Below are 26,905 nucleotides of genomic sequence, written 5' to 3'. Positions count from 1 at the left end.
TAAAGTTATGTCTTTTTTTTATAAAAATTTTTAAAAACCATGCCGAATTTTGGAAAAAACAGGAGATATATATAATAAGATAATGATTTAAAAGAGAGGAAGATATTTATGAAAAAATTATTGATGGCTTGGGTTTTAGCGATTGTAATTTGTTTACAAAGTGGTGTTAGTATGGCTGCTACTGAAGATATGGCAAAAATAGATAGTATAGAAGTAAAAGAATTAGGATTAAATCTTATAAAAGTTGAAATGCCTTTAGAAAAAGGTTTTGAAAGTATTTATGGACAAGATTATGCACCACTTACAATTATTGTTTACAATGATAAAGGCAAGATGATAGCAATAGATGAACCTTTTGCACATAAATTGACAGCTGAAAAATACGATTATGTAAAAGAAGAGATGATAAAAGAATTTGGTGAGCCAGATAAAATGGAGAAATTAGCAGATAATACAATAACTATTTGGTATACAGATGATAAAAAAAATATAGATATTGTTTTAAATTCAAAATCAATAACGCAGTTTTTTCGACAAGATGATGCAGATATATTAAAAAAATATAAATCATCTATGCAAATTAAAGATTTTATAAATTGTATTGTTAGTCAATACTAAAAAAAATATATAATTTTGTTTTGATGGAAATGTCTATAAATAATACATTAAAAGAGAGGAAGGATTTTCATGAAAAGAATTTTTTTATTGATTGTTTCCTTATGTATGTTCAGCTCTGTATGTATGGCAAGTCCAGTTTATTATTATAATTATTCCAATACATCTAATTATGTTTATGAACCTAATACGGATAAAAATTATGCTCAATCGGTTGTAGACCTTGTCAATCGAGAACGATTAAAAGCAGGGGTAAGACCATTGATATTAAATCCATATTTATGTAGCAGGTCGGATATAAGAGCTAATGAATTGGCGACAATTTTTGCTCATACTCGTCCTGATGGCAGTCAGTTTTATACGGTATTAGATAGAAGAAAATTCCATTATATGACAGCTGGTGAAAATGCAGCAGCTGGTGCTAGTTCGCCTCAAGAAGTAGTAGATATCTGGATGAATTCTTCAGGACATAGACAAAATATCTTAAATCCTAAATTTCGCTATATAGGTGTAGGTTATGCTTATGTGCCTAATAGTCAGTATAATAATTATTGGATACAGATATTTTCAGATTAATTTGCCTCCATTCTAATTAACATAAATGTTGCTCCTAGGCATAGGTTATAGTTTTATATAGCCTATGCCAAAAATTAAATATTTATTTCGTGATTGTATGTTTTGAAAGGAATTTTGTTATGAAAAAAGAAATGACACCTGTAATTACATCAATGATAAAGCGTATAAAATCTGCGGGTTATGAATTTAATATATATAATCAAATCGAATCATTCTGTATAGAAAGTATGATAAACAGTATGAAACTGGGTATTGCTAAAGAAAAATCATTAAAAAAGAGTTTTAGTGGTCAAGAGCTTATGCCTTTTGCTTTTAGGTTTTACAATTGTGATAGTGAGATGATAGTAATTCAGTTGCCATTTAAACATAAATTGATAGATGAACAATTTGAAAGTATAGAAAAAAATATTGGTAAACCCGATAAAATAAAAAAAAATAAGGAAGATACTATGGCGATTTGGTATTTTGTTGTTGATGAAAAAGAAAGGGCGTATATGCTAAATTCAAGTGCTTTTATTATTGTTGAAGTAGATAGTGTTATAAAAATTTTAGATTCATTTAATTTGCCAATGGAAATAGAGGATTTTGTAAATGTAGTTATTTCTTTAGATAAAGAAACCCCAGAAGATTACGAAGATGAAAGGATTGCTCAAAACTTTGAATATATACTTTTTTGCTAAAAGTCTCCGAAAGATTTTGGTCCTTTATATGCTTAAGAGGCTGTACCGTATACATTAGCAATTAATGTGGAGGGCAGTGGAATGATAGCAATGGATATATCTTTTGTAAAAGAATTGATATCAGAACAGTAGGAGAGCGTAAAAAAGAAATATCCCCCAAAAGGTGAACCTAATGAAATAAAGAATTTTAAAGAGGAAACAGTGATTGTTTGGTATTTTGAAGATGAAAAAAGATTATATGCTTTAAATTCAAAACCTGTTACAATATTTATAAAAAATGATGTTTTAGATGTTTTAGCTGTATATAATATATCCATATCAATTATTGATTTTATAAATATTATTACTAATATTCCTAAAAGTGTAATTTAATATTTGTATAAGTTACTATATATCTTTATATTAAGCATGAATTATATAAATATGTAGTTCATGATTAGTATTTTTATAAGATTTTTAAATTTTATGTTGTGTTTTGATTTTTTAGGAATATGTAATGAGAATTTATGATTATAGTTTTATTTTGAAAGGATTTTTATTATGACTAAAGAAACAACAACTAAAATTGCATCTCTTTTTGATTTTATTGAATATTGTGATTATAAAAATTATCCATGTAATGATTTTAAATTATATTATATGAAGAATTTTTTTAAAGATGAATTTGAAATATATCTTATGAGGAAAGAGATATCATCCCAAACAGTTTTTGGTTATCCTATTTTGCCTTATGTTTTTAGTGTTGAATGCTGTTCATGTGGTGGTGCAATGGCAGAAAAGTATATTTTTACTGAAGAATTGACACCTGAACAATTTGAAAATTTAAAAGAAGAATTATCTCAAAAATATGGTAAATATGATGAGATAAAAAATTTTACAAACGGTGTTACAATAGTTTGGCGTGTAGAGTCTGATTTATATGCGTTAAACTCTAAAGAAATTACTAAAATTTTATATAAATATAATATGCAATGTATCTTTGAGGCTTTAAGATATTTTAGAAAATATGATTTAGTAATAGATATTATTGATTTAATAAAGCTTATGATAAATTTAGATGAAGAGAAATATGAAACAACATATGACTATGGATATATATATGATTGTGCTCCATATGGTGAAGAAGAGCTTACTGAAGAAGAAAAACGCAAACTTATAGAAGATTTAGAGGCATACCATAGAGGCGAATATGAACCAGAACTAGAGTTTATAGAACCTAGGGTTAAAACAAAGGAATTATTTGAACATAAGGATATATATATTAGGGAAATAGAAACATCAGAAAAATTTAGTTCGTTATATGGCCAAAAGATATCAGAGTATACACATACGGTTAAGACTTATATCAATGGATTGATAGCAATAAACATGCCTTTTATAAAGGAACTAACATCAGAACAATATGAAAATGTAAAAAAAGAAATGTTAAAAGAACATGGAGAGCCTGATGAAATAATAGATTTTAAAGAAGGTACAGTAATAATATGGTATTCTCAAGATATGAAAGATATATCATATGCTTTAAATCCAAAATCGATTATTATATTTATAGAAGATTATGTTTTATATGCTTTAGATAGATATCATATTTCGATATCAAATGCTGAATTTGTAAATTTGGTTGCTAATAAATCTCAAAATATAAGTTGATATTTTTAAAAATTATAATTAAGCATGAATTGTATAATATATGGTTCATGCTTAATATTTTATATTTCATATGTTTTTAAAGGAATTTTATTATAAAAAAAGAATTTATTATTATAGGTATGTATATTATTGAATATTTAAAAATTTTTATTGAATATAATTAGGAGTATTTATCATGGCAAAAAGACCTGTTTATATTGTTTCAGATACTAAACCGTATTGTAAATGTAAAATGATAGATTTTGAATATTCTAAGGGTACTTCCATAAAACAAAAACAAAAGAATATAAAAAGTTTACATGAAGTTTTTATGGTATCAAATCCCAATAGTAAAATATTGGAAATCTCTAGTAAATCGGAAAATCCATTAGGTGTTGCATTAAGTGCTTTTAATTTAATGGTAAAAAATAAAAATGGAGAAGATTTATTTTCGGTAGAAGCAGCTTTTCAAGCAAGTAAAGTTTTTGAAAAAGGTGGACCATATACTGATTTATTATATGTTTCATCAAAAGAAGCTAAAAAAGATAAAAGATTAAAAACTAGTGGCTCTATAATAGGTTTTAATTTTCAAGGAGAAGAATTTATTTCACGACCAAAAACTTTTTTTTATAGTTGGCTATATATAAATGCTTTAATTTCTAATAAAGAATTAGCAGAAGCAATCATGGATTTTGATGCATTTACAGATATAGAATTTAATCCGCAAAAATCATTAAATTGTCAGGCTGAAGCAGTAGCTTTATTTGTAGCGTTAAAGAAAAATGATTTGTTAGAAAAAGCATTAAAGGATAAAAATAGTTTTAGGCAAATTGTATATTTTGTTGATTGATATTATCTATGGGAGGTTTTCTTATGCAGATAAAATTAAAAAATGTAGATAAGATAAAAAAAGCAGACATGCAATTAGAAGGGATAACAATTATCTTAACTTCAAAAAATGTACCTTCTGATATTATTGGTAATGTGATTTTTTGTAGCGATATCTTATTGAGTCATTATGTAGATAAGTTATATGAGCATAGAGCCTTTGAAATTGTTGAAATATGTACAGAAAATGATAGTTTTAATTCTTTATCAAATACAAATAAGTTATATTTATTTAATAAATTTGATAGAGAGCTTAGAAAAAAAGTTCGTTTGTATAATACTATAGAAGAAGAAATTAGAGAGATTTTAAATATATTTGATACTATCTTAAATCAGAAATCATCAATAGCAAAACAAATAAATATCAAAGATTATTTAGATAAGATAAACCAGTTATTACATAATAAATTACAGCAAAGTTTCATAGAGATAGTTAAAACAAAGATAAAAAGAGAATTTATGCCTAAGGTTTCTTTTGAAAATAGCGATATGCAAATAGAATTTATTGAAGATGATAAGATAAAAAGATTTATACAGGAGGATCGTCAATGCATAGAAATAAAAGTTTCAAATAAAAGTAATGCAGTAATGAACATGGAGTCGTTGGGTATTTGTGATATCCTAACAAATGGTTATAGAAAAGACTTCACTTATAGCGAGAAAAAATTATATAAAAGAGTATTAGAAGTTTGTTTTGTATCAAATGGAAATAGTGTTTCTTTGATAAATGATGTATCTGATAGAGAAAATCTAGAAGTTTATGGTATTAACGAAGATATAATTAATAAATTTTATGATATTTTAGATAAAGTAGTAGATAGTATTGAAAAAGATTCAAATGAAGAATATTATCTTGTTTATAAATACTTAAATAAAAAAATTAATATGACAGATGCTCCTAGAGATTTACGATGCTTTGTGGATTTTAAAATCTTATTAGAACGATATTTCTTTTGTGGTCATAAATGGGCAAAACCTAAAATAATTGTTTTTAAAGAGCCTGAAAATTATTTAAATAATACTTGGCAGGATTTATATGCTGAATTTGTTGTTTTATTGCAAAAATATATAATTCCGAATTTGATTATAAGAACAGAAAATAAAGATTTAATGGCTAAAATAAAACATTACATCAAAATTCATGATAGTATAGCAAAGGTTAACGTATATGAAGCCGTGAAAAATAATGATGGCTTTAATCTAAATAAGTTAATTGATTAATAAATAAAAATTACCAGCTAAAATGGATAAAAGCTTATAGATAAAGAACTTTTAAAAATTAATATTAGTTGGTAATTTTTTTATAAACCTTGAAAAATAAGGCTTGATAAGCTATAATGAAGAAAAAGAATATTGATTTTACTGCGGTTAAGCATTAACATTGTACGGTCTCTCTATTATGTTTCCATAATTTAGTTACTTATTTTAGTAGTTAAGCATTAACATTGTACGGTCTCTCTTGAGTCCATCTATTGATATGATGTAATAGGCTGGATATGTTGTTTGCTTTTTAGTGATGTTATTTTATTGATTAATATTAACAAGTGATGCTTAATTGCAAAGTGAATAAGAAAAGACATAACTTTGATATATTTTAAAGTTATGTCTTTTTTTTATAAAAATTTTTCTTTTTTATGCCGGATTTTGTTTTTAGTGGTGGATATTATATATATAAAGAAAAATGAGGTGAGAATCATGAAAACATTATTTGGACTAGTATGGTTTCTTGTACAAGTTTCGCTAATGATATTAGCTGGTATTCTTTTTGGTGGCATAGCTCATTTTCTGATTGAAAGTAGATGGATTATTCTTATTCCTGGTTTGATATTAATTTATTTCCTTGGACCATATATTTTGGAGCTCATAATAAAATATAATCTTATCAAAGAAATAAAAAAAGAGTTCGATAAGTAAAGTTGTAAAGAGTAAGAAAGGAGGTGGTTTTATGTAAATTTTTAGACTTAAAGAGGTTTTTTTATAATATAGGTAGAATTAAAACCAATAGATATTAATGAGATGTTTTATTTAAGAAAATAAAGGAGATTTTAAAATGAGAAAAGTATTTTTATCTACAATGTTATTAGCCCCATTAAGACCAGAAGATCCAACGTATTACACAAGTGACGATTTTGAATTAAGTGAAAACAGATATGATTTTCCACTAACATATGTTATTGATGATAAAGTTAAACCTAATGATGAAGTAATTGTGATTACAGCGGTGGAACAAGATGTTAATGGTAAACAAAATAATGCTACTATGAATTATAAAAAGTATAGAGAAGAAGTAGAAAAAATTTTTCAAGAACGTAATGTAAATTTTAAATTTGAAGAAATTCCATTAACTACAGAGTTTGATTCATTAACTTTTAATAGATTTTTTAAACAAGTAGCAATTTTGATTAATGATAATGACCAGTTGTTTGTAGATGTTACATTTGGTATGAAACCATATTCTATTAGTTTATTTGTAGCTGTAGCTTATGCTGAAAAAGCTGCTAGAAATGTAGATGTGGATACTATAATTTATGCACAGAAATATAGTGGTTTTAGTAGAGCTAAGACAGCTGAGGAAAAAGCTAAAGATCCAAGTAAATCTAGAATTTATGATATAACAGGATTATTTTATTTGAATGCTATTGCGGGCAATGCTAAATCTGGACAAAAACATAAACTAGATAAAGCCTTAGATTTATTGATAAATGATTGATGAGGATGTTACTTTGATTTTTTAGGGAGGAACTGTATATGGGAAATACAAATGACTCTAAGAAAATTATTAAAGCTGAATATACAGAAAGTAAAAAGATTGTTGAAGAAAATTTAGAATTAGAAGAAGAAAAAGATATAAAAATAGATAAAGAAAAATTAAAGAAATTAAAAAATAGTTTAGAGGGAAATGTAAAGATATATTTACAATATTCAATTGAAGGATTTTCTACAACAAAAGAAAGAAAAGATATTGAGTTAAAAATAAGGAATCAATTATTAAGACTAGATAATGTTTATGATATTTTTGTTAAATCTAGAAAAAAAGCTTTAAAATTATTATCTATGCAAAATGATGATGTATATTTAAGTAGCATTGATAGATATGTGTTTGATGACTGTATAAAAGAAAGTTTAAAGCAATTTATAACAGAGTATAAACAAGAAAATAAGATAACGTCATTTTTAGCAATATTTGAAAAATATTATTATTTAAAATTAGAATTATTAGTAAAAACTAAAATTAAAGAAATAAGAGAGAAAAAAATTCAATTAGAAGAAAAAGTAAGAATATATGTACAAGGTATAGCTGATAGAATTTTAAATAATACAAAAAAAGTTGAATTACAATTAGATATTTTTAAGATTTTAATAAGTCTAGATAAAGATTATGATATTTTTGCTAAGCAGCGTTTAGGTGCATTGAAAAGATTAAATTATTATAATAAAAGATTAACCTTCTATGAGGCTGGAGCAGATAAATATGTTAAATTGGTAAAAGAAATTTTAAATGATAATATTGAAAAGTATAAAGAAACAGGGAGAATAGGTTCTTTTATAGCTGAATTTAGTAAACAATATTTTAATTATATGCTAAAAGTGGTTGTTGCTTCTTTAAAAGAAGAAAATAGTCAGTATTATTTACAAATAAAAATTGCCAAAGAAGAAGTAAAAACTTTATATAAAGAATTATTTGAAAATGATAAAGAATTTTTTAAAGAAGTGATAAAAAATCTTAATGAAAAAAAAGTGTTTAATTATCATACAATAAAATATTCTTTATTAAAAAATATTTTATCGTATATAGATTTATTAGATGAAGATAAGATAATAAATAATGATATATATAATTATATACGTAAAGAAGAATTTTCAAAAGGAACATCTAGAGATGAAGTTGATTATATTATTAAAGCGAAAAGTAAACAAGATTTAGAAGCTTTAAAGGAAAATGTACGTAGTATAATAAACAATTTTTATAAAATAGATTATAGTAGTAGTAATGATAAAGATGTCAATAGAAGTATAAAGAATAAAAATGCTTTGGAAAAACAATTAAAAAATATGAAAGGTATTGATATAAATAAAATAAAGAATATAGAAATAAAGTTGCCAAGAATAGAGGGCTGTTTAGTTAGAATAAAAAATATATTAAAAGAAAAAATTATTATAAATATTTTACAAATAAATGAAGAAGAAAAAGAATATTCTATATTAGAACGTAAAGCGTTAAGACAGCCATCTTTTGAAATTGTTAAAGAAAAGTTTTTTACTTATATAGATATTTATGAAAAGATAAAAGATAAATTATCGAAATCATCGCAAACTTTTTTTGAGTATATATTTAAATATATTGTATTAGATTTTAAAAGAAGAGGTCATGAGGATGTAGAATTATATGATTATGTAAAAGATGATATTGAGTTTATAGCATTTTATAATAAAAATATTCCTGATATGGAAAATCCTAATTATATAGATAAAGCTACAGATAAAAAATATGTTTTAGAACCAAATGAAAAAATAGTGCATAAAGCAATAGCCTTTATAACAGATTATTTAAATATAAAATATGATACTGGTAGAAAACGTAGAAAAGAAATTTTAAAAGATGTATATGCAACAGTTAAAGAAGAAAATACAGGATTGAGATATTTTAGACGTTTTTTGGAAGAAGATCTTTAGTAATAATTATATATGGAGTGCCTTTGGGCACTCCGGCTTTTTTTACATATTTATATAATGAAATAATTATTAATTTGATAGGAGTAATGTGTATGTTAAATTCAGTAGGGGCAATTTTATTGGATACACGTTCTATACAGAAATATGTTTTTTCTTGTAATAGGTTAAAAACTAATATTGGTGCTTCTTATCTTGTAGATAGTATTTTTAGTGATTTAATGGTAAATAAAATATTACCTAGCTTTAATTTAAAAATGCCTGAATTTTCATGGAGTGAAGTGAAAAATATACAAATGTTAGAAGATGATAGTATTGAATGTGAAGTTGCTTATATTGGTGGCGGAAACATGATTATTTTGGTAAGAAAACAAGATACAGATACTATTGAACTTTGCAAGCAAATAGTGGGTAGTTGGACTAAAGAGATATTAATAAAGGCACCAGGATTAAAAACAGGTGCAGCGATTGGTGAATTAAATATAGACAATGAACATTTTCAAAAATCTTTAGGTCTTTTATATAAGCAGTTAAAAGATAATCAAAATATTATTTTGCCTCAGGTTGATGTGCCTTATGTTGGTTTTACTTTAGAATGTGATTATAGTGGGAAAACAGCAGAATATTTAAAAGGTAGGGTAAAAAATAATATTATCTATGAATTTGATAATAGAATGGTATCAGCAGAAATAGTAGCAAAATCAAGTGCATATAATGTAGTAGCAGAGAATTTAAAAGAAGAATATAAAGATATATTGAAAAATAAATATGATTTTGTTAGCAAGTTTGATAATTTAGGTTATAAAGATGGCGAAAGTTATGTGAGTATTATTCATATAGATGGCAATAATATGGGAATAAAATTTGCTTCATGTACAAATATGCAAGAACGTAAAACTTTATCATTAAGAACAGCTGAAATTGTAAAAAAAGGTTTTCGTGAATTATTAAAATCTGTAATAGAGGATATTGAAGAAAATCGTTATAGTAAAAGTCTTGATATGAATAAGATAAAAAATAAATACTTACCTATTAGACCGATTATTATAGGTGGAGATGATGTTACTTTTGTTTGTGCAGGAAGATTAGGCATGGAATATGCAAAAAGATTTATTCAGATTGTCAGTAAAGAATATTTATTGGACGAAGTACAATATATTAATGCTCAAAATTATATTAAGAAAATTTTTAATAATACAAGTATGAGAATAAATAGTAATATGAGTTGTTGTGGTGGGGTAGCTATAGTTCCTGCGAAATATCCTTTTTATAGAGCTTATGAATTAGCAGAACAGCTTTGTGGTTCTGCTAAGAAAAAATCACGTCAAAATGATGAAAGTTTTGTAGATTTTGCTATATTACATGGAGATATGTCACCTACATTAGAACAGTTATGTATACAGCAATATGAAGCACCAGAAGGCTATTTACATTATGGTCCATATTGTGTAACACAAGAACAAAAAGACAAAAGTAATATAAGTGATTTATTTTCTTTGATAGAAAAAATAAAAAGTGTACCGAATAATAAAATTAAAGATTTACGAAATGTTTTAAATGAAGATAATCATAGTATTGTTAGGTTTTTAGAAAATTGTCCAGAAGTAGAAAATATATTAAAGAGTGAATTACAAAAAGAAAATGTTGTGGCAAATGATTTTTGGCAATATATGACAAATGAAAAAATGTTAAAGACTAGATATGTTGATGCAATTGAATTGATTGATTTTTCATTGAACAGTAGATTATAAGTAGGTGAATGATATGGGGATATATAAAATAAAAATAATAGCAAAATCATCATTATTGTTAGCTACAAATAAGTCGGATATAACAATTGATACACAAGTAATACATGACCGATATGGAATGCCTTATTTTCCTGCTAAGAGATTTAAAGGACTTTTATATGAAAGTGCTTTAGAGATGGCAGAAATTAGTCAAGAAAAATGGATAACGATTAAAGAGATAGATGAATTATTTGGAATAAGTGATAGTGAATCTAATATTCGTATGGAGAATTTTTATTTACCAAATTATGAGCAGATGTGTAAAGATTGGCAGTATTTGAATAATCAATATAAAGGAATTTTTACTAAACAAAGTGTATTGGAATTATATACAGATATACGATTTCAAACAGCAATTGATAAAGAAACAGGAACGGCAAAATCTACTAGTTTATATAATATGCAAGTTATTGATCAAGGAACAGAGTTTGAAGGAGCAATTGAATTAGTAAAAGATACAGATGAAAATTTATTGATTTTAATTTTAGCTTTGAAAAATTTAAGATTTGTAGGAGCAAAACGTAATCGTGGTTATGGGGAAATCTATTGTAAATGGGAAAATAATGAAGATAGATATAATGAAGTTCTTAATAAATTAAAAAATAGAGTTATATAGTATAAGGAGGTATAAGTGTGAAAAAGATAGATTATATTATAGAAACACTAGCTCCAGTAAGTTTAGCAGAGAAAAACAATGATACCACATTATATGTTACAAAAAAATACATTCCAGGTTCTATTGTTAGAGGTATGTTAGCTGGAAAATTTATACAATATAAGAATTTAAAGAATGCACATGAAGATGAGGATTTTTATAATATATTTTTATCAGGAAAAGTACGTTTTATATCAGCATATCCAGTAGGGAAAAATTTAAAGTTGATAAAAAATAATTTTAATCCAATGAATATACCTTTATCCTTAGTGTGTAGTAAAGATGGTAAGACAGTAAAAGATATCTCATATAATAAACAAATAATACCAGGTTATAAAAAAATGAATGGATTTATGTTGAAAGCCGATAATGAAATTTGTAAAGTGGATGTGGATACTCAGGTTGAATTGCATATGGCACGTAATGAAGATAATTTACGTTTAGTTGGCAGTAATAAAGATGGTAGAATTTTTAATTATGAATATATAGAACCTAATCAGTTTTTTAAAGGATATTTGATAGTAGATGAAGATATTGTTCAAAATGTAAAATCTTTTTTAGATAATATTGATTTAGATAATATTCATATAGGTCGTTCAAGAAATGTACAATATGGTAAATGTCTTTGTAAAATAGGAGAAATTTCAAATTGTAATAGTTTTGAGTATGATGTAGTTAATAAAAATATATATTTGCAGGTATTAACACCATATATTCCCATAAAAGAATGGCAATCTGTAGAAGTGGTAGTAAGAGAACTTTTATTTTATATAGAAGTGCAATTGAAGAATATAGGTATAGATGTAAGTATAAAAAAAGAAAATATAGATATTTTAGCTAATAGTGAAGAAGTTAGTGGTTATGTTAGCGTTTGGCAATCTATGAGAGAAAGAAAAAGAGCGATTTCTGCGGGTTCATTGATTGAGCTTGTTATGGATAAAATAGATAGAAATATTTTAGATAAAATAAGTGAAATTTTATATTCTGGATTAGGTTGTAGATATGAAGATGGTTTTGGACAGTTTAGACTTTGGCAAGCGATGGATAATATAAGAATAATAGATTATCCAGAAGAAATATTAATTAGAGAAAATATAAGTAGTAATGTAAAAGAAAATGCAAGGAAAATTATCCAGAAAAGAATATTATTAGAAGTACGAAAGAAAGCTATAATGGATGCGGAAAGAGTAAATCCTTTAAAGACAAAAAATGTTCTTAATAGAGTAGAAAGAATATTTTTAAGTAATGATAAAGAAAATATTATAATACAAGAAATAAATGGATTTAAACCAATAGCAAAGGATAATTTGCGTAAAATAAAATTAGATGGAATGAGTGTATATAGTTTTTGGTTTGAAAGTTTAAAAATGCCATATGAGAATATTAAATGGGAACAATATTTGGATTTAGATGATAATAAAGTTAAATTATTAAAGAATGATTTAGGAAATAATATTTTTACTATTGATAAAGATATTTTATTTAAAGAATATTGGTTATGGTTTATAAAGCATTTGAAAAAAATAAATTAGTTAGATAAATTCATAGGAGAGATAGAAATGAATAATGAAGCAAAAATAATAAAAAAGATAGTTTTTTCAAATGTCCCTATAAAAGTGAAATCTCCATTGAGAATATCTACAGGAAAAGATGATGGTATTACAGATATGTTGATTTTAAAAGATAAATATGGTCAAGCATTTATACCGGGAACTTCAATAGTTGGTGTATTGCGGAATTATATATCTGATATCTATGGAGAAAAAATAGAAAATATTATTTTTGGCAATGTAAATAAAAATAATGAAAATCAAAGTTTGATTAGAATAAGTGATGTGAAATTAAATAATGTAAAAATTATCCATAGAGATGGTGTAGCTATTGATGATATTACTAATGTGAGTAAAGATAAGGCAAAATATGATTTTGAGATGATTGAGCGAGGTGCAGAAGGTTTATTAAATATAGAAATAACTGTACGAAAAAAATTTAAAGATGTAGATATAGATGAAGTAGCAAAAACTATAGCATATATATTAGATACAGGTATGAATATTGGAGCATTAACAACGAAAGGATATGGAAAAATACAAATAAAAAAGAAACCTACTCCTTTTTATATTTTTGATTTTAGTAAAGATGAAGATGCTTGGGCATGGTTAGAGTATTTAGATGGCAATATTAATAAAGTGCCAGTAAAATATGATGATGCTAAAAGTAACATAATAAGCGATTTTAGAATGAGAATAGGGTTGTCTTTAAAGAATTCTATGATAATAGCAACTACAGATTTTCAAGAAGAATTATCGAAAGAAAGCAATATAAAAATAAGGGCAGTGCAATTAAAAAGTGGAGAAGATTATGTTATTCCAGGTACTAGTATAAAAGGGGTTATTAGAAATAGAGCAATTAATATATTAAGAAATTTATCAAATTATAAAAATGAAGAAAATGTGGTATCTTTTATAGATAATTTGATGGGACATGGGAAAAAAGTAGATTCAGAAGGAAATAATAAACTTTTACGAAGTAGATTACATGTAAATGAAATTTATCTTAAAAAAAATAATTTTATTAGTAAAAAACAACCAAGAACAAAAATAGATAGTTTTACTGGGGGAGTTTTTTATGGGAATTTATTTGGTGATGAACCTATTTGGCAAATAGACAGAGCAAAGACGATGATTTCTATTAATTTGCGCATAAAAAGATGTACAGAACTAGAAGCAGGATTGATGTTATTGATTCTAAAAGATATGTGGTTAGGAAATTTAGCTATTGGTGGAGGTAAATCTATTGGTAGGGGTGTTTTTAGTGGAAATAATTGTTTAATAAATTATAGAGGAAATACTTTTAAAATAGAAAGGGAAAATGAGAATAAAATAATAGTAGCAGGAAAAGATGGTAAAGAAGACGTTAAAGAGATTTTAGAAAAATATGTTAAAGCATTGTGTGGTGAATTTTATGAAGAATAGTTTTTTTGATGAGGAAAATTGTTTAAAATGTAAAAAGATATATTCAATAAAAAAAGAATATATTTATGATGTAAAAGAATCATTAAATGAAATTTTAGAAAAAATAGCTATTAATGATTATAAGGTTTTAGTACAGAATGTAAATGAGATGAAATTTGGATATTATAGTGATCGACATTTTGTATTTAGTGATGATAGTAATATTATTCCTAAATATTTGATACAGATGAGATTATTTAATAAGTTAGAGGAAATCTTAATTTTTCGTAATAGAGATAAATATTATGTGAGAGTTATAAGAGATGAAGATAGAGAATATAGTAAATTAATAGATACTGTTGATAGTATATCGGTAATAATGGGAAAATTTCATAAAATTTTATCAAATGATTTTATAGAATTATTTGATAAAGGAAGAAAAATAAAAAAAATAATTCCTGTAGATAGGCAAAGTGATTATTATACATTAATTACGCGTAGTTATATTGAATATAATAATAGTACTGGTCAAGCTGGATATGGATACTACCGTTATGTAGATATAGAACCTGAGGAATAGTGATTGCAGAAATCATAAGTTGTGGGAGGTGAAAAAACAACTATTTGTTCTGTAAATATATAATGTATTATATTTTAATAGTTGTTTTTATATGAAAAAAAATATACCTAATTTAACTTTGGAAGAAAAAACTAGAGCACCTTATAATTTTGTACAATTGAATGATATAATTGTGCCATCAAGGTTAAATAAATATATAGAGATGGAGCAATTAAAGAATACTAAAATAAATTATGCTAATAAAAATGGAAAAAAAATATTAAATGAAGCTGGATATAAAGCTTTTATAAAAGATGGTAAAAAATATAGTGGTTATTTTGATGTAACTATAGAGAATATAACGCCTTTATATATTGGTGGGGAAAGTGGGTTATTAAGAGAAGGAATACATAAGGCAATTCCAGGAAGTAGTTTAAGAGGTTGTTTAAAGAATATTTTTAGAATAATAACTAATTCAGCTATGAGATGCAGTGAGAATGGAAATTTTAATGATGGTTTGTTTTTTTGGAGAAGTATTGCAAAAGATGATTTATTTTCTAAAGAATATTTAGAAGAGATGTCTATGCAGGATAGAGATAATAATAAAAGTATACCTAAAGCACGGGCAGGATTTCTGATAGAGTTTATGGGAAAAAAATATGTTTGTCCAGCTAACTTTGAGGTAATAAATAATACAACAAATATAAAAAAAGTATCAGAATCTCCATATATAATATGGAAAAATGATTATGTAGATATTTTTTCTGGAAATATAGATAAAAAAGATAAACGCTATTTTTATAGAATTACAAAACCTATATGGGATAAAAGAATAGCTATAACAAATGATTTTATGAAAGCGTATAAACTAGATAGGAATAGAAATAGTAAAAATTTATTTAAATTAAAAGTAAATAGCACTCAAAGTATACCGAAAGGATTAAAATTTTTAGAATATGCCTTGAAGAAAAGATATAAAATCATTAGTCCATGTTTTTATTGTTTAGAAGATGGTGAAGTATGTCATTTAGGTTCTAGTCCATATTATAGGATACCTTACAAAAAAACAGTAGCTATGCATGTACCTACGGAACTAAAATTACCTAAAATAGATTTTACAGATGCCATTTTTGGAAATAAAGAATATTGGGGAAGTAGAGTGTATGTTGAAGATTGTTATTTAAATGATGAAGAAGAAAAGAATGCATTTTATAAAAATTTTTATTTAGATGTAAGTAGTCCAAATCCAACAGCTTATCAATTTTATTTAAATGTAGATGAAAATGATAATGTACAAAATTGGAATGGCAATACAACTATTAGAGGATATAAGTTGTATTGGCATAAAAAAATAAATTGGAAAGGAAAACAGAAAGAAGATATATATAGAAAATATAGTAAAGTTATAATAAGACCATTAATAGATAAATGTCATTTTAATGGAAAAGTACGTTTTGAAAATTTAGATAAAGTTGAATTAGGAGCTTTGACATATCTATTTAAACTCGGCGAGGAAAATTGTTGTTATAAATTAGGTATGGGAAAAGCAATGGGATTAGGAAGTATAAAAATTCTAGCTGATTTATATTTGAGAGAAGATGAATATTATACAAAGCTTTTTGATGATAAGGGAAACTTTAAAGCATATAAATTAGAAGTTAATAAGCAAGAATATATAGAATGTTTTAATCAGTATATGTATAAAGTTCTAAATGAACATTCTAAAGAATCATTAGAGTTATATCAAAAAAGAATGAATAATTTAAAAATAATAATGGGAATAGAAAATATTAATGATAATAAATGGTGTCAAAAAGTTTCTTATATGGATATGAATAATGATATTGACAAAGAAATTTTAAAGAAAAAGATACCATTACCTAGTATATCGGAAGTAATAATGAAGTAAAAATATAACTTATCTAAAAAAGCTAGTACAATTTTGTACTAGCTTTTTTAGATAAGTTATATTTTTAAAGAAAGTTGTTAGCAATTTATTTAATTATTTAAGTAATTAGCAATTAATTCTACAGCTTTATCTATGCCACAGCGACCTACATTGATTATCATATCATAATCTGCACAATCACCCCATGTAGAACCTGTATAATAATTATAGTAAGAAGCACGTTTAGCATCTTCTTTTTTTAATGTAGCTAAATCTTTATGATAAACATTAGTGCCTCGTATTTTGCGGAATTCATCATCTGCACAAATAAAGAAGTGATGAGCATTTTTTACATCTTTCAAAATGAAATTAGCACAGCGACCGATAAAAATACCAGAATTTTTTTCAGCGAGTGCTTTGATAGCTTTTGATTGTGGAGTGAATAAATAATTATCGTCTTCTACATTCAAATCAGCAAACATAGTTTCATATGGAGAAACACTGCCATAGAGATTGTCATATGTTAAATCTAATTCATCAAGAGAAACACCTTTTTCAAGATGAGCAGAAATAAATGCTACAAGTTTGCGGTCATATAAAGGTATTTGTAATTGTTTAGCTAATTTTTCAGCGATTTCACGACCACCAGCACCATATTGACGACCAATAGTAATAATACAATTACCCATGAAATAATCCCCCTATTTATAAGAGAGCACCTACAAAAGTAGATGCTCTTTATTATTATTTATTATATTTATCTTTAATTAAGCAAAAGGATTTTCTGTTGGGTACATCATAGTTTTTGGCTGATTGAAAGCTACATCTTCAACACCTAAGAATTTGAAGATACTGAATAAAGCTTTACCATAATGACCGAATGCTACAGCACCATGATGTGGATATTGTTTTTCGATGAGTACATGACGATAGAAACGACCCATTTCAGGAATAGCGAAGATACCGATACCACCGAAGGAACGAGTAGCAACAGGTAATACTTCACCTTCTGCTATATAAGAGCGTAATTGTCCAGCTGCATTGCTTTGGAGACGATAGAATGTGATTTTACCTGGAGCAATATCGCCTTCCAAAGTACCACGAGTGATATCTGGAGTGCCACCATTTTCAAGTAAACGATTTTGGATAAGCTGATATTTGATAGCACCTTTAGCGAGTTTGCACATAGGAGTATTACCGCAATGGAAGCCCATGAATGTATCTTTGAGAGTGTAGTTTTTATATTTTGGAGCAATATCTTCTTCGAATAAATCTTTTGGTACGGAGTTGTTGATATCGAGAAGAGTTACAGCATCGCCACTTACGCAAGTACCAATATATTCGCTGAGTGCGCCATAGATATCTACTTCACAAGCAACAGGAATACCACGAGATACAAGACGGCTATTTACATAGCATGGTTCAAAACCAAATTGAGATGGGAATGCAGGCCAGCATTTATTAGCAAATACTACATATTTTCTAGAACCTTTATGTTTTTCAGCCCAATCAAGTAATGTTAATTCATATTGAGCCATGCGTTTTAAAAGATCTGGATATGGATTAGCTGTGCTCATTTCTTCAGCCATATCTTTAACAATATCATCAATGCGTGGGTCATCAGCATGTTCTTTATAAGAAACGAGTAAATCAAGTTCGGAGTTTTCTTCGATTTCTACGCCTAAATCATAAAGTGGTTTGATTGGAGCATTGCAAGCAAAGAAATCTTGTGGACGAGGACCGAAAGTGATGATTTTTAGATTTGCTACACCGATTAAAGCGCGTGCAACAGGATTGAATTCGTTGATCATTTCAGCGATTTCATCAGCAGTACCTACAGGATATTCTGGAATGAATGCTTTGATTTTTCTAAGACCAAGATTGTAAGAGCAGTTGAGCATACCGCAATAAGCATCGCCACGACCATTGATGAGGTCTTTGCCTGTTTCTTCAGCAGCAGCTACATACATTACAGGGCCATCGAATTTTTGAGCAATTAAAGTTTCAGGAGTTTCTGGACCGAAGTTACCTAAGAAAACAACTAAAGCATTACAGCCAGCAGTTTTAACTTCTTCAACTGCTTTGAGCATATCAATTTCATTTTCTACTACAGTTTGAGCTTCGAAAATTTCACCATATTGTTTAGTATAAGCTTCTACGATTGCTTTTCTACGATTTTCAGAAAGAGAAACGATAAAGCAATCACGACTTACAGCAATGATACCAAGTTTTACATCAGGAATATTATTAAACATGAATATACTCTCCTTTTATATATACACTAATATATTTACGATTTTATTATGTTATTGTGTTTTATGTGCTTAGGCACAATCAAGAACAATTAAAGAATATCATGTAGTGATGTTTTTGTCAATAATAATTTTTTAGAAAATTTATAATAATGGTTTAATGGAGAAAACGTCTTTTTATAAAAAGTGTTAGTCATTCAAAAAACTTTAAAAGATAATATTTTTACTTATTTATAATAAAATAGAAAAACATATTAAAAAAATCTGAAAAATTCTAAAAATAAATATTGACGGATAAATTCAAAGGTGATATATTTAAAACAACAAATGTGCTTAAGCACAAAATGAGAGGCGGTAAATGATGAAATATTTATTAGGTTTAGATATAGGTACTTCAGCGACAAAGACAGTATTATTTGATGAAACTATGAAAGTTATAGCTTCAGCTTCAGAAGAATATCCAATGTATCAACCACAAAATGGTTGGGCAGAACAAAATCCAAAAGATTGGTATAATGCTTCCTTACATACAATTCAAGAAGTTTTGGCAAAATCTAAAATTAATCCTGAAGATGTAAAAGGCGTAGGTTTATCTGGTCAAATGCATGGGCTAGTAATGCTTGATGAAAATAATGAAGTAATTCGTCCTTCAATTATTTGGTGTGACCAAAGAACAGTAAAAGAATGTGAAGAAATCACTGTTAAGGTTGGAGCTGAAAGATTGATAGAAATTACAGCTAATCCAGCATTGACAGGATTTACAGCATCAAAAATTTTATGGGTTAGAAATAATGAACCAGAAAATTATGCAAGATGTAAACATATTTTATTGCCAAAAGATTATGTACGTTTTTGCATGACAGGTGAGTATGCAACAGAAGTATCTGATGCAAGTGGAATGCAATTATTAGATATTCCAAAACGTCAATGGTCAGATGAGATTTTAGAAAAACTTGATATAGACAAAAATTTATTGGCAAAAGTATATGAATCTCCAGAAGTAACAGGACATATTAATGATGAATTTGCTAAATTATCAGGACTTAGCACTGATACAGTAGTTGTAGGTGGTGCAGGAGATAATGCGGCAGCAGCTATTGGTACTGGTATTGTAAAAGACGGTAAAGCATTCACTACAATTGGTACAAGTGGTGTAGTATTTGCACATACAGATAAATTAAGTATTGATCCAAAAGGTAGAGTTCATACTTTTTGTTGTGCAGTACCAGGTTGCTGGCATGTAATGGGTGTAACACTTGCAGCAGGTTTATCACTTAAATGGTTCCGCGATAATATAGCTGATAATTATAAAGCAAAAGCAGAAGAATTGGGAAAAGATCCATATGTACTCATGAATGAAGCAGTAGCAAAAATTCCATGTGGCAGTGATAGATTGATGTATTTACCATATTTGATGGGCGAAAGAACACCACATCTTGATCCAAATTGCAGAGGCGTATTCTTTGGTTTATCTGCAATTCATACAAAAGAAAATATGATGAGAGCTGTCATGGAAGGTGTAGCATATTCACTTAGCGATTGTTATGACATTTTGAAAGAAATGGGTGTAACAGTAGATGAAATGATGGCATGTGGTGGCGGTGGCAAAAGCCCAGTATGGCGCCAAATGCTTGCAGATATGTTTGAATGTGAAGTAAAAACATTGACTTCTGAAGAAGGTCCAGCATTAGGGGTAGCTATTTTAGCTGGTGTAGGAGCTGGAATTTTCAAAGATGTAGTATCTGCTTGTGATGAATTTATCAAAACAGGAACAAATTGCAGTCCAATAAAAGAAGAAAGTGAATATTATAAACAAGGACATGCTTTATACAAGAAAGTATATGCGCAATTAAAAGGTTGTTATCAGGATTTAGCTAAGTTATAAATTTTTATTTATGTATATATAGGAGGAGAGTTTTTATGGCAACGCAAAAAATATCATTAGGTGAAAAACTAGCTTTTGGTGCAGGCGACTGTGGTTGTAACTTTGTTTGGAATGTTTTAGCGTTATTTATGACTATTTATTATACAGATAGTGTAATGATTAGTGCAGCTGCTGTCGGCGGTATAATGTTAGCTTCAAGAATTTTTGATGGTATTAGTGATTTAGTAATGGGAGCTATAATAGATAAGACAAAAACAAGATGGGGAAAAGCTCGTCCATGGATTTTATGGTCAGCTCCATTTATGGCTATTGCTTTAATTTTAACATTTAGTGTGCCAGATATTAGTGAAACAGGAAAAGTTATTTATGCTTTTTGTACTTATTTTTTCCTTACAGTTATTGTTTATACAGCATCTAACTTGCCATATAATGCATTATTATCATTTATAACAGATGATCAAAAAGAACGTACATCCTTAAGTTCTATTCGCTTTTTTATGGTTAACTTTTTAGTAATAATTCTTTCTTTCGTTACACCACCAGCAGCTAAAGCTTTAGGTTGGTTTGGCATTACAACAATTTATGGTATTATAGCTATGTGTTGTTTATTAATAACTTTCTTTTTCTGTAAAGAACGTGTAGAACCTGTAGAAGTAAAAAAAGAAAATATAAGCTTTGTAAAATCTTTAGGGTATTTAGTTAAAAACAAATATTTTATTTATTTAGCAATAATTTTTGTTATTGATTATATTATGTTTGCAGTAAATGGTAGTAGCGGGATGTATTATGTAAAATACATTTTTCATGATGAAAATATATTTGGTATGCTTGTATTATTTGGCAATGTACCAATGATGTTATCATGCTTATTCTTTCCTGTAATTGCTAATAGATTTGGTAAATGGAATTGTATGATTGGTGGATATGTAGTAATGATTATTGGTTTTGGTATTATTGCCTTATTCCCAGATAATTATTATTGTGCTTTATTAGGTAATGTTATTGCTGGTATTGGTAGAGCTCCACATAATGCAGGTTTATTTGCATTAGTTGCCGATGTAGTAGATTATGGTGAATGGAAAACTAATAAACGTATTGAAGGTGTAACTTATAGTGTAACTAGCTTTGGCATGAAAGTTGGTGCAGGTTTAGGTGGAGCAGTAACAGGTGTTGTACTAGCTATGGGAAATTATGATGGTTCTTTAGCTGTACAATCTGATAGTGCTATAACAGCAATAATGGCTATTTGTGCATATATTCCAATTGGTATTTGTGTATTAGGAATTCTAATTATGTTAACAGCTAATATTGATAAAATTTATCCACAAGTGGTAAGAGATTTAGCTATTCGTCATGCAAAAGAAAATTAAAAAGAAATAAATAATATTTTAATTTAATAGTATTTTTATTGTTATGGAGGCCTAAAAATGAATAATCATACTGTTATTACTATAAGTCGTCAATATGGTAGCGGAGGAAGAGAATTAGCAAATAAAATTGCAGAAAAATTAGGTTATAAATTATTTGATAGACAGATAGTTCATTTGGCAGCAGCTCAAATAGGTATAGATGATTTGAGTGAAGATAACTTGAGAAACCTAGAAAATAATGTGACACCGTTATCTTTGAGTTTTATACCATTTTTCAACTTTGGCAGTAGAAATACAGGCTTTAATAATGATGTTTTTATTAATGAAGCTAAAGCAATTAGACAATTAGCAAATGATAATGACTGTGTTATTTTAGGTCGTTGTGCTGATTTTATTTTAGAGGATTTACCAAATCATTATTCTTTCTTTATCTGTGCAAATGATGATTATAGAGAAAAAAGAGGAAAAGAAGTATATGATGGCAAATCTTTAAAAGAATTAAATGAAGAAGATAATAAGCGTGCTAATTATTATAAATATTATACAAAACAAAATTGGGGAGACCCTAAAAATTATGATATGATTATTAATACAAGTAAAGTATCTTTAGATAAAGCAGCGGATATAATTATTTCATATGTAAAATCTAATAAAAAATAGGTAGGTAAAGATTATGAAAATACAAAATCCAGTATTAAGAGGTTTTAATCCAGATCCTAGCATTTGTCGTGCAGGTGATGATTATTATATTGCAACATCTACATTTGAATGGTTTCCAGGAGTACAGATACATCATTCAAAGGATTTAGTAAATTGGCATTTAGTAGCACATCCATTAAATGAAGTTAAATATTTAGATATGAAGGGAAATCCTAATTCAGGTGGTATTTGGGCTCCAGATTTATCTTATGCTGATGGTAAATTTTGGCTTATTTATACAGATGTAAAAGTTGTTGATGGCATGTGGAAAGATTGTAAAAATTATTTGACTACATGTGATACTGTAGATGGAGTATGGAGTGATCCAATAGAATTAAATGGCTCAGGTTTTGATGCATCATTATTTCATGATATTGATGGTAAAAAATATCTAGTAAATATGTATTGGGATCATAGAGTATATAATCATAATTTTTATGGAATTTGTTTACAAGAATATTCTGTAGAAGAAAAACGATTAATAGGAAAACCAAAAATTATTTATAAGGGTACAGATATAAAATATACAGAAGGTCCTCATTTATATCATATAAATGATATGTACTATTTATTTGTTGCTGAAGGTGGCACAACATATCAGCATAGTGAAACAGTAGCTCGTTGTAAGACTATTGATGGTGAATATGAAACAGATCCAAATTATCCTTTATTATCCGCATGGAAAGAGCCAACAAATAAATTGCAGAAATGTGGACATGCATCTTTAATTGAAACTCAAAATGGAGAATGGTATTTAGCACATTTGACTGGTAGACCACTTGCTTTTGATAAATATCCTATTAGAGAAAGAGAACAACATGCTTACTGCCCATTAGGTAGAGAAACTGCTATTCAAAAAATTACTTGGGAAAATGGTTGGCCAGTAGTTGTCGGTGGTAAAGCTGGTCTTGAAGAAGTAGAAGCACCAAATTTACCAGAACAAAAATGGGAAAAAACTTATCCTGAAAAAGATGATTTTGATGATGATACATTAAATATAAATTTTGCATCACTTAGAGTACCATTAACAGAAGACATGGCAACATTAAAAGCAAGAAAAGGTTTTTTACGTTTATATGGTAAAGAATCATTAACATCATTATTTAAACAATCTTTTGTAGCTAGAAGATGGCAAGCTTTTAATTTTGATGCTGCAACAAGTGTAGAATTTGAACCAGATACATTCCAACAAATGGCAGGTATGGTTTGCTATTATAATACAGAAAATTGGACTACTGTGCATATTACATGGAAAGAAAATGTAGGTAGAATTATTGATATAGTATGTGCAGATAATGGTAATTTCACTATGCCTTTAGCTGGTAATGAAATTGCTATTCCAGAAGATGTGAAAGCAGTACATTTCAAAGTTGAAGTTAGATATGATAAATATTATTATTTATATTCATTTGATGGAAAAACATATAATAAAATACCGCTTGCATTTGATTCATATAAATTATCTGATGATTATATTAGAGGTGGCGGATTCTTTACAGGAGCGTTTGTCGGTATAAACTGTGTAGATATAAGTGGTATGAATAAACCAGCTGATTTTGATTATTTTATGTATAAAGAATTAGAATAATGTATTGATTTAATAAAAGCCTATTATGAATATAAATTTAAAAATATTATTCATAATAGGCTTGTTTTCTAAAAGTATATATTTAGAATTCTTAGGTAATATATGTTTATATAATTTGATGTATAATATGATTATATAATCATATATTATGGGAGATTAAAAATGGTTACGATAAAACAAATTGCGGACCTTTGTGGTGTCTCACGAGGAACAGTGGATAGAGTTATAAACGAACGTGGCAATGTAAAGCCAGAAACGAAAGAACTTGTGTTATCTATGGCAAAAGAATTAGGTTATAAGCCAAATCCAGCAGGAAAAGCACTATCTGCTAGAAAGAAAAATCCAGTGGTGGGAGTTGTGATTTCATCAGAAGGCAATCCTTTTTTTGATGATGTTATCAGAGGTATAAAATTAGCTGCGGAAAAATATGAAATTTATGGATTGAAAGTCATTTGGAAAAATATGAGAGGCTATGATGTAAAGTCTCAACATGAAATCATGGAAGAGCTTAAAGATAAAGTAAATGCCTTGATTATTAATCCTGTAAATGACCCTGTAATTATAAATGAAATCAATGAATTTGTAGATGCTGGAATTTTTGTAGTAACAATAAATAATGATGTAGATAATTCCAAACGTCAATGTTATGTAGGTAGTGACTATACTAATGGCGGTGAAACAGCAGGTGCGTTATTGCAGATGATTATACCAAATGGGGCTAATATAGGTATAGTCATGGGTTCATCAAAGGTATTAGGTCATAAGCAACGTTTAGCTGGATTTGAAGAAAATATAAATAAAAATCCTAAATTTAAAATAGTAGATATTCAAGAAAATGATGATGATGACATATTTTCATATGATAAGACTAAGATGATGTTGACAAAACATAAAGAAATAAATGCAATATTTATTGTAGCAGCTGGTGTATATGGTGCTTGTAGAGCGGTATTATCATTAGAAAAACAGAATGATTTAACGATAATTGCTTTTGATACAGTGCCAACTACAGTGGAAATGATGAAGAAAAATGTAATTAAAGCAGTGATTTATCAACACCCTTATAGACAAGGTCAAAGAGCTATGCAAATTGTTTTTGAATATCTAGTAAATGGTATTAGCCCTGATAAAAGTAGACATATAATGAAAAATGAGATAAAAATATTAGAAAATTTATGAGGTAAAGATAATGAAAAGTGTACATGATATTGAATTCAAGCAATATGGTAGAGTTTTAGACGTTGATACTGCTGAATTTGTAGCAACAATGAAAGCAAAAGAAGCTATTAAAGAAGGTGTAGTATATGAACCTTCTGATGCGGATTTAGAAGCATTACCTTTATTTAAACAGATGCAAGATGAAGTTTATGGTGGATTAGAAGTAGAATTTGGTTTTTGCAGTGGCTATAACAATAAATTGAATGCAGTTGAATATCATCGTTCTTCTGAAATTGATATTGCGGCTACAGATTTAATTTTGATGCTTGGTCGTCAGCAAGATATCGATTACACAAATAATACTTATGAAACTAAAAATATAGAGTGCTTCTTTGTACCAGCAGGTACAGCAGTAGAACTTTATGCGACAACTCTTCACTATGCACCATGCAAAGAAAATAATGAAGAATTCCGTTGTGGTGTAGTTTTACCAAAAGGAACTAATCTTCCATTACAAGTGAAACCAGCTGAAAATAAAGGTGAAAATCAATTACTTTTTGCTGCTAATAAATGGCTTATTGGACATAGTGAAAGTGGCGTAGATAAAGATGGCGGCTTTATTGGCTTAATCGGTGAAAATACAACAATTTAATAAAATAAAAACTACTATAGATTTAATTTCTAAATTCTATAGTAGTTTTTTTATTTAAATATTATGTCTAAAAACTTGTGTTAGAGCATATTCTAATTTATCCATAGCAAGGTTTAACTCCTCAGGAGAAATAATTAATGGTGGTGCTAAGGTGAGTACACAACCTTGAGATATTTTAAAGCTCAATCCTTCTTCTAGACATAAATATAAAACTTTTTCAGCTTCAATAGTAGCTTTTTCTTTTGTTTGACGATTTTTTACCAAATGCGAGCGTAAAGCCCCTAAATTTATTTATGGGGATATAAGCTCGCTAAAAAACAATGATTCGATATCATTGTTTTTTATTGTATTATATTTTTAATAGTTATATAATACTTTTATGAAATATAAATCAAA

25 protein-coding genes are annotated in these 26,905 nt (G+C 27.4%); 22 read left to right on the top strand and 3 right to left on the bottom strand.

Annotation, left to right across the window (positions count from 1 at the left end):
* The first annotated feature begins 108 nt into the window (after positions 1-108).
* From F553_RS0102305 to F553_RS0102230, 16 genes are all read left to right on the top strand, one after another.
* Entirely contained in the window at positions 109-618 is a 510-nt protein-coding gene (locus tag F553_RS0102305; protein ID WP_018998828.1) for a hypothetical protein, read from the top strand.
* 69 nt (positions 619-687) lie between these two features.
* On the top strand, positions 688-1,191 hold the full coding sequence (locus F553_RS11615; RefSeq protein ID WP_018998827.1) for a CAP domain-containing protein: 504 nt from the start codon (positions 688-690) through the stop codon (positions 1,189-1,191).
* A gap of 119 nt (positions 1,192-1,310) precedes the next feature.
* Positions 1,311-1,871 carry a hypothetical protein gene (locus F553_RS0102295; protein ID WP_018998826.1) on the top strand — a complete coding sequence of 187 codons (561 nt, stop codon included), beginning with the start codon at positions 1,311-1,313 and terminating at the stop codon, positions 1,869-1,871.
* 201 nt (positions 1,872-2,072) lie between these two features.
* Positions 2,073-2,243 (top strand): hypothetical protein, encoded by a 171-nt coding sequence (locus tag F553_RS12490; protein WP_018998825.1) that lies wholly within the window; start codon positions 2,073-2,075, stop codon positions 2,241-2,243.
* A gap of 168 nt (positions 2,244-2,411) precedes the next feature.
* A complete protein-coding gene (locus tag F553_RS0102285) occupies positions 2,412-3,521 on the top strand; it encodes a hypothetical protein (RefSeq protein WP_018998824.1) in 1,110 nt (369 codons plus the stop codon).
* A 175-nt stretch (positions 3,522-3,696) separates the two neighbouring features.
* Positions 3,697-4,350, top strand: coding sequence for a DarT1-associated NADAR antitoxin family protein (locus F553_RS0102280; RefSeq protein WP_018998823.1), 654 nt, complete (start codon positions 3,697-3,699; stop codon positions 4,348-4,350).
* A 23-nt stretch (positions 4,351-4,373) separates the two neighbouring features.
* A complete protein-coding gene (locus F553_RS0102275) occupies positions 4,374-5,609 on the top strand; it encodes a hypothetical protein (RefSeq protein WP_018998822.1) in 1,236 nt (411 codons plus the stop codon).
* A gap of 474 nt (positions 5,610-6,083) precedes the next feature.
* The gene (locus tag F553_RS0102270; RefSeq protein ID WP_018998821.1) at positions 6,084-6,302 is read left to right on the top strand and encodes a hypothetical protein; all 219 of its coding nucleotides are present in this window, start codon (positions 6,084-6,086) and stop codon (positions 6,300-6,302) included.
* 136 nt (positions 6,303-6,438) lie between these two features.
* Positions 6,439-7,098 carry a TM1812 family CRISPR-associated protein gene (locus F553_RS0102265; protein WP_018998820.1) on the top strand — a complete coding sequence of 220 codons (660 nt, stop codon included), beginning with the start codon at positions 6,439-6,441 and terminating at the stop codon, positions 7,096-7,098.
* Positions 7,099-7,136: 38 nt separating this feature from the next.
* Entirely contained in the window at positions 7,137-9,062 is a 1,926-nt protein-coding gene (locus tag F553_RS0102260) for a hypothetical protein (RefSeq protein ID WP_018998819.1), read from the top strand.
* A gap of 92 nt (positions 9,063-9,154) precedes the next feature.
* Entirely contained in the window at positions 9,155-10,810 is a 1,656-nt protein-coding gene (locus F553_RS0102255) for a Cas10/Cmr2 second palm domain-containing protein (RefSeq protein ID WP_018998818.1), read from the top strand.
* Between the two features lie 13 nt (positions 10,811-10,823).
* A complete protein-coding gene (locus F553_RS11610) occupies positions 10,824-11,465 on the top strand; it encodes an RAMP superfamily CRISPR-associated protein (protein ID WP_051081840.1) in 642 nt (213 codons plus the stop codon).
* Positions 11,466-11,482: 17 nt separating this feature from the next.
* Positions 11,483-13,036 carry an RAMP superfamily CRISPR-associated protein gene (locus tag F553_RS0102245; RefSeq protein WP_026296897.1) on the top strand — a complete coding sequence of 518 codons (1,554 nt, stop codon included), beginning with the start codon at positions 11,483-11,485 and terminating at the stop codon, positions 13,034-13,036.
* Between the two features lie 27 nt (positions 13,037-13,063).
* Positions 13,064-14,479, top strand: a complete 1,416-nt coding sequence (locus F553_RS0102240) for an RAMP superfamily CRISPR-associated protein (protein WP_018998817.1) — start codon at positions 13,064-13,066, stop codon at positions 14,477-14,479.
* Complete coding sequence (csx19, locus tag F553_RS0102235) at positions 14,469-15,038, top strand: type III-D CRISPR-associated protein Csx19 (RefSeq protein ID WP_018998816.1); 570 nt, start codon at positions 14,469-14,471, stop codon at positions 15,036-15,038. The genes F553_RS0102240 and csx19 overlap by 11 nt, the downstream gene beginning before the upstream one ends.
* Positions 15,039-15,129: 91 nt before the next feature.
* Entirely contained in the window at positions 15,130-16,926 is a 1,797-nt protein-coding gene (locus F553_RS0102230; protein WP_018998815.1) for a TIGR03986 family type III CRISPR-associated RAMP protein, read from the top strand.
* Between the two features lie 89 nt (positions 16,927-17,015).
* Here F553_RS0102230 and F553_RS0102225 read toward each other — a convergent pair whose 3' ends face one another.
* Together F553_RS0102225 and F553_RS0102220 are read right to left on the bottom strand one after the other, a co-directional pair.
* Complete coding sequence (locus F553_RS0102225) at positions 17,016-17,594, bottom strand: cytidylate kinase-like family protein (RefSeq protein ID WP_018998814.1); 579 nt, start codon at positions 17,592-17,594, stop codon at positions 17,016-17,018.
* A gap of 78 nt (positions 17,595-17,672) precedes the next feature.
* Entirely contained in the window at positions 17,673-19,160 is a 1,488-nt protein-coding gene (locus F553_RS0102220; RefSeq protein WP_018998813.1) for an L-fucose/L-arabinose isomerase family protein, read from the bottom strand.
* A 355-nt stretch (positions 19,161-19,515) separates the two neighbouring features.
* Here F553_RS0102220 and xylB point away from each other — a divergent pair, with 355 nt between their 5' ends.
* From xylB to F553_RS0102190, 6 genes are all read left to right on the top strand, one after another.
* Complete coding sequence (gene xylB, locus F553_RS0102215; protein ID WP_018998812.1) at positions 19,516-21,042, top strand: xylulokinase; 1,527 nt, start codon at positions 19,516-19,518, stop codon at positions 21,040-21,042.
* Positions 21,043-21,077: 35 nt separating this feature from the next.
* Positions 21,078-22,412 carry an MFS transporter gene (locus tag F553_RS0102210; RefSeq protein ID WP_018998811.1) on the top strand — a complete coding sequence of 445 codons (1,335 nt, stop codon included), beginning with the start codon at positions 21,078-21,080 and terminating at the stop codon, positions 22,410-22,412.
* Positions 22,413-22,469: 57 nt separating this feature from the next.
* Positions 22,470-23,072 (top strand): cytidylate kinase-like family protein, encoded by a 603-nt coding sequence (locus tag F553_RS0102205; RefSeq protein ID WP_018998810.1) that lies wholly within the window; start codon positions 22,470-22,472, stop codon positions 23,070-23,072.
* A gap of 13 nt (positions 23,073-23,085) precedes the next feature.
* Positions 23,086-24,699: a glycoside hydrolase family 43 protein gene (locus F553_RS0102200; RefSeq protein WP_018998809.1), complete on the top strand. Its 1,614-nt coding sequence runs from the start codon at positions 23,086-23,088 to the stop codon at positions 24,697-24,699.
* 162 nt (positions 24,700-24,861) lie between these two features.
* Positions 24,862-25,878 (top strand): LacI family DNA-binding transcriptional regulator, encoded by a 1,017-nt coding sequence (locus tag F553_RS0102195; RefSeq protein ID WP_018998808.1) that lies wholly within the window; start codon positions 24,862-24,864, stop codon positions 25,876-25,878.
* Positions 25,879-25,888: 10 nt separating this feature from the next.
* Positions 25,889-26,509 (top strand): DUF4867 family protein, encoded by a 621-nt coding sequence (locus tag F553_RS0102190; protein WP_018998807.1) that lies wholly within the window; start codon positions 25,889-25,891, stop codon positions 26,507-26,509.
* A 54-nt stretch (positions 26,510-26,563) separates the two neighbouring features.
* Here the strand turns inward: F553_RS0102190 and F553_RS0102185 are convergent, their stop codons facing one another.
* Positions 26,564-26,773 (bottom strand): hypothetical protein, encoded by a 210-nt coding sequence (locus F553_RS0102185; RefSeq protein ID WP_018998806.1) that lies wholly within the window; start codon positions 26,771-26,773, stop codon positions 26,564-26,566.
* Positions 26,774-26,905: the final 132 nt, after the last annotated feature.

Source organism: Megamonas rupellensis DSM 19944 (assembly GCF_000378365.1).
GTDB lineage: Bacteria > Bacillota > Negativicutes > Selenomonadales > Selenomonadaceae > Megamonas > Megamonas funiformis.
Note: the sequence above shows the minus strand (reverse complement) of the source record. Positions and strands in the feature narration are given on the sequence as shown.

Excerpts from the sequence above, each read along its gene's own strand:
- csx19 (WP_018998816.1), top strand. The coding sequence starts at position 14,469 with ATGAAGAATAGTTTTTTTGATGAGGAAAATTGTTTAAAATGTAAAAAG.
- F553_RS0102285 (WP_018998824.1), top strand. The coding sequence starts at position 2,412 with ATGACTAAAGAAACAACAACTAAAATTGCATCTCTTTTTGATTTTATT.
- F553_RS0102210 (WP_018998811.1), top strand. The coding sequence starts at position 21,078 with ATGGCAACGCAAAAAATATCATTAGGTGAAAAACTAGCTTTTGGTGCA.
- F553_RS0102275 (WP_018998822.1), top strand. The coding sequence starts at position 4,374 with ATGCAGATAAAATTAAAAAATGTAGATAAGATAAAAAAAGCAGACATG.
- F553_RS0102305 (WP_018998828.1), top strand. The coding sequence starts at position 109 with ATGAAAAAATTATTGATGGCTTGGGTTTTAGCGATTGTAATTTGTTTA.
- F553_RS0102265 (WP_018998820.1), top strand. The coding sequence starts at position 6,439 with ATGAGAAAAGTATTTTTATCTACAATGTTATTAGCCCCATTAAGACCA.
- F553_RS11610 (WP_051081840.1), top strand. The coding sequence starts at position 10,824 with ATGGGGATATATAAAATAAAAATAATAGCAAAATCATCATTATTGTTA.
- xylB (WP_018998812.1), top strand. The coding sequence starts at position 19,516 with ATGATGAAATATTTATTAGGTTTAGATATAGGTACTTCAGCGACAAAG.
- F553_RS0102255 (WP_018998818.1), top strand. The coding sequence starts at position 9,155 with ATGTTAAATTCAGTAGGGGCAATTTTATTGGATACACGTTCTATACAG.
- F553_RS0102280 (WP_018998823.1), top strand. The coding sequence starts at position 3,697 with ATGGCAAAAAGACCTGTTTATATTGTTTCAGATACTAAACCGTATTGT.
- F553_RS0102230 (WP_018998815.1), top strand. The coding sequence starts at position 15,130 with ATGAAAAAAAATATACCTAATTTAACTTTGGAAGAAAAAACTAGAGCA.
- F553_RS11615 (WP_018998827.1), top strand. The coding sequence starts at position 688 with ATGAAAAGAATTTTTTTATTGATTGTTTCCTTATGTATGTTCAGCTCT.
- F553_RS0102205 (WP_018998810.1), top strand. The coding sequence starts at position 22,470 with ATGAATAATCATACTGTTATTACTATAAGTCGTCAATATGGTAGCGGA.
- F553_RS0102240 (WP_018998817.1), top strand. The coding sequence starts at position 13,064 with ATGAATAATGAAGCAAAAATAATAAAAAAGATAGTTTTTTCAAATGTC.
- F553_RS0102225 (WP_018998814.1), bottom strand. The coding sequence starts at position 17,594 with ATGGGTAATTGTATTATTACTATTGGTCGTCAATATGGTGCTGGTGGT.
- F553_RS0102295 (WP_018998826.1), top strand. The coding sequence starts at position 1,311 with ATGAAAAAAGAAATGACACCTGTAATTACATCAATGATAAAGCGTATA.
- F553_RS0102200 (WP_018998809.1), top strand. The coding sequence starts at position 23,086 with ATGAAAATACAAAATCCAGTATTAAGAGGTTTTAATCCAGATCCTAGC.
- F553_RS0102260 (WP_018998819.1), top strand. The coding sequence starts at position 7,137 with ATGGGAAATACAAATGACTCTAAGAAAATTATTAAAGCTGAATATACA.
- F553_RS0102190 (WP_018998807.1), top strand. The coding sequence starts at position 25,889 with ATGAAAAGTGTACATGATATTGAATTCAAGCAATATGGTAGAGTTTTA.
- F553_RS0102195 (WP_018998808.1), top strand. The coding sequence starts at position 24,862 with ATGGTTACGATAAAACAAATTGCGGACCTTTGTGGTGTCTCACGAGGA.
- F553_RS0102270 (WP_018998821.1), top strand. The coding sequence starts at position 6,084 with ATGAAAACATTATTTGGACTAGTATGGTTTCTTGTACAAGTTTCGCTA.
- F553_RS0102220 (WP_018998813.1), bottom strand. The coding sequence starts at position 19,160 with ATGTTTAATAATATTCCTGATGTAAAACTTGGTATCATTGCTGTAAGT.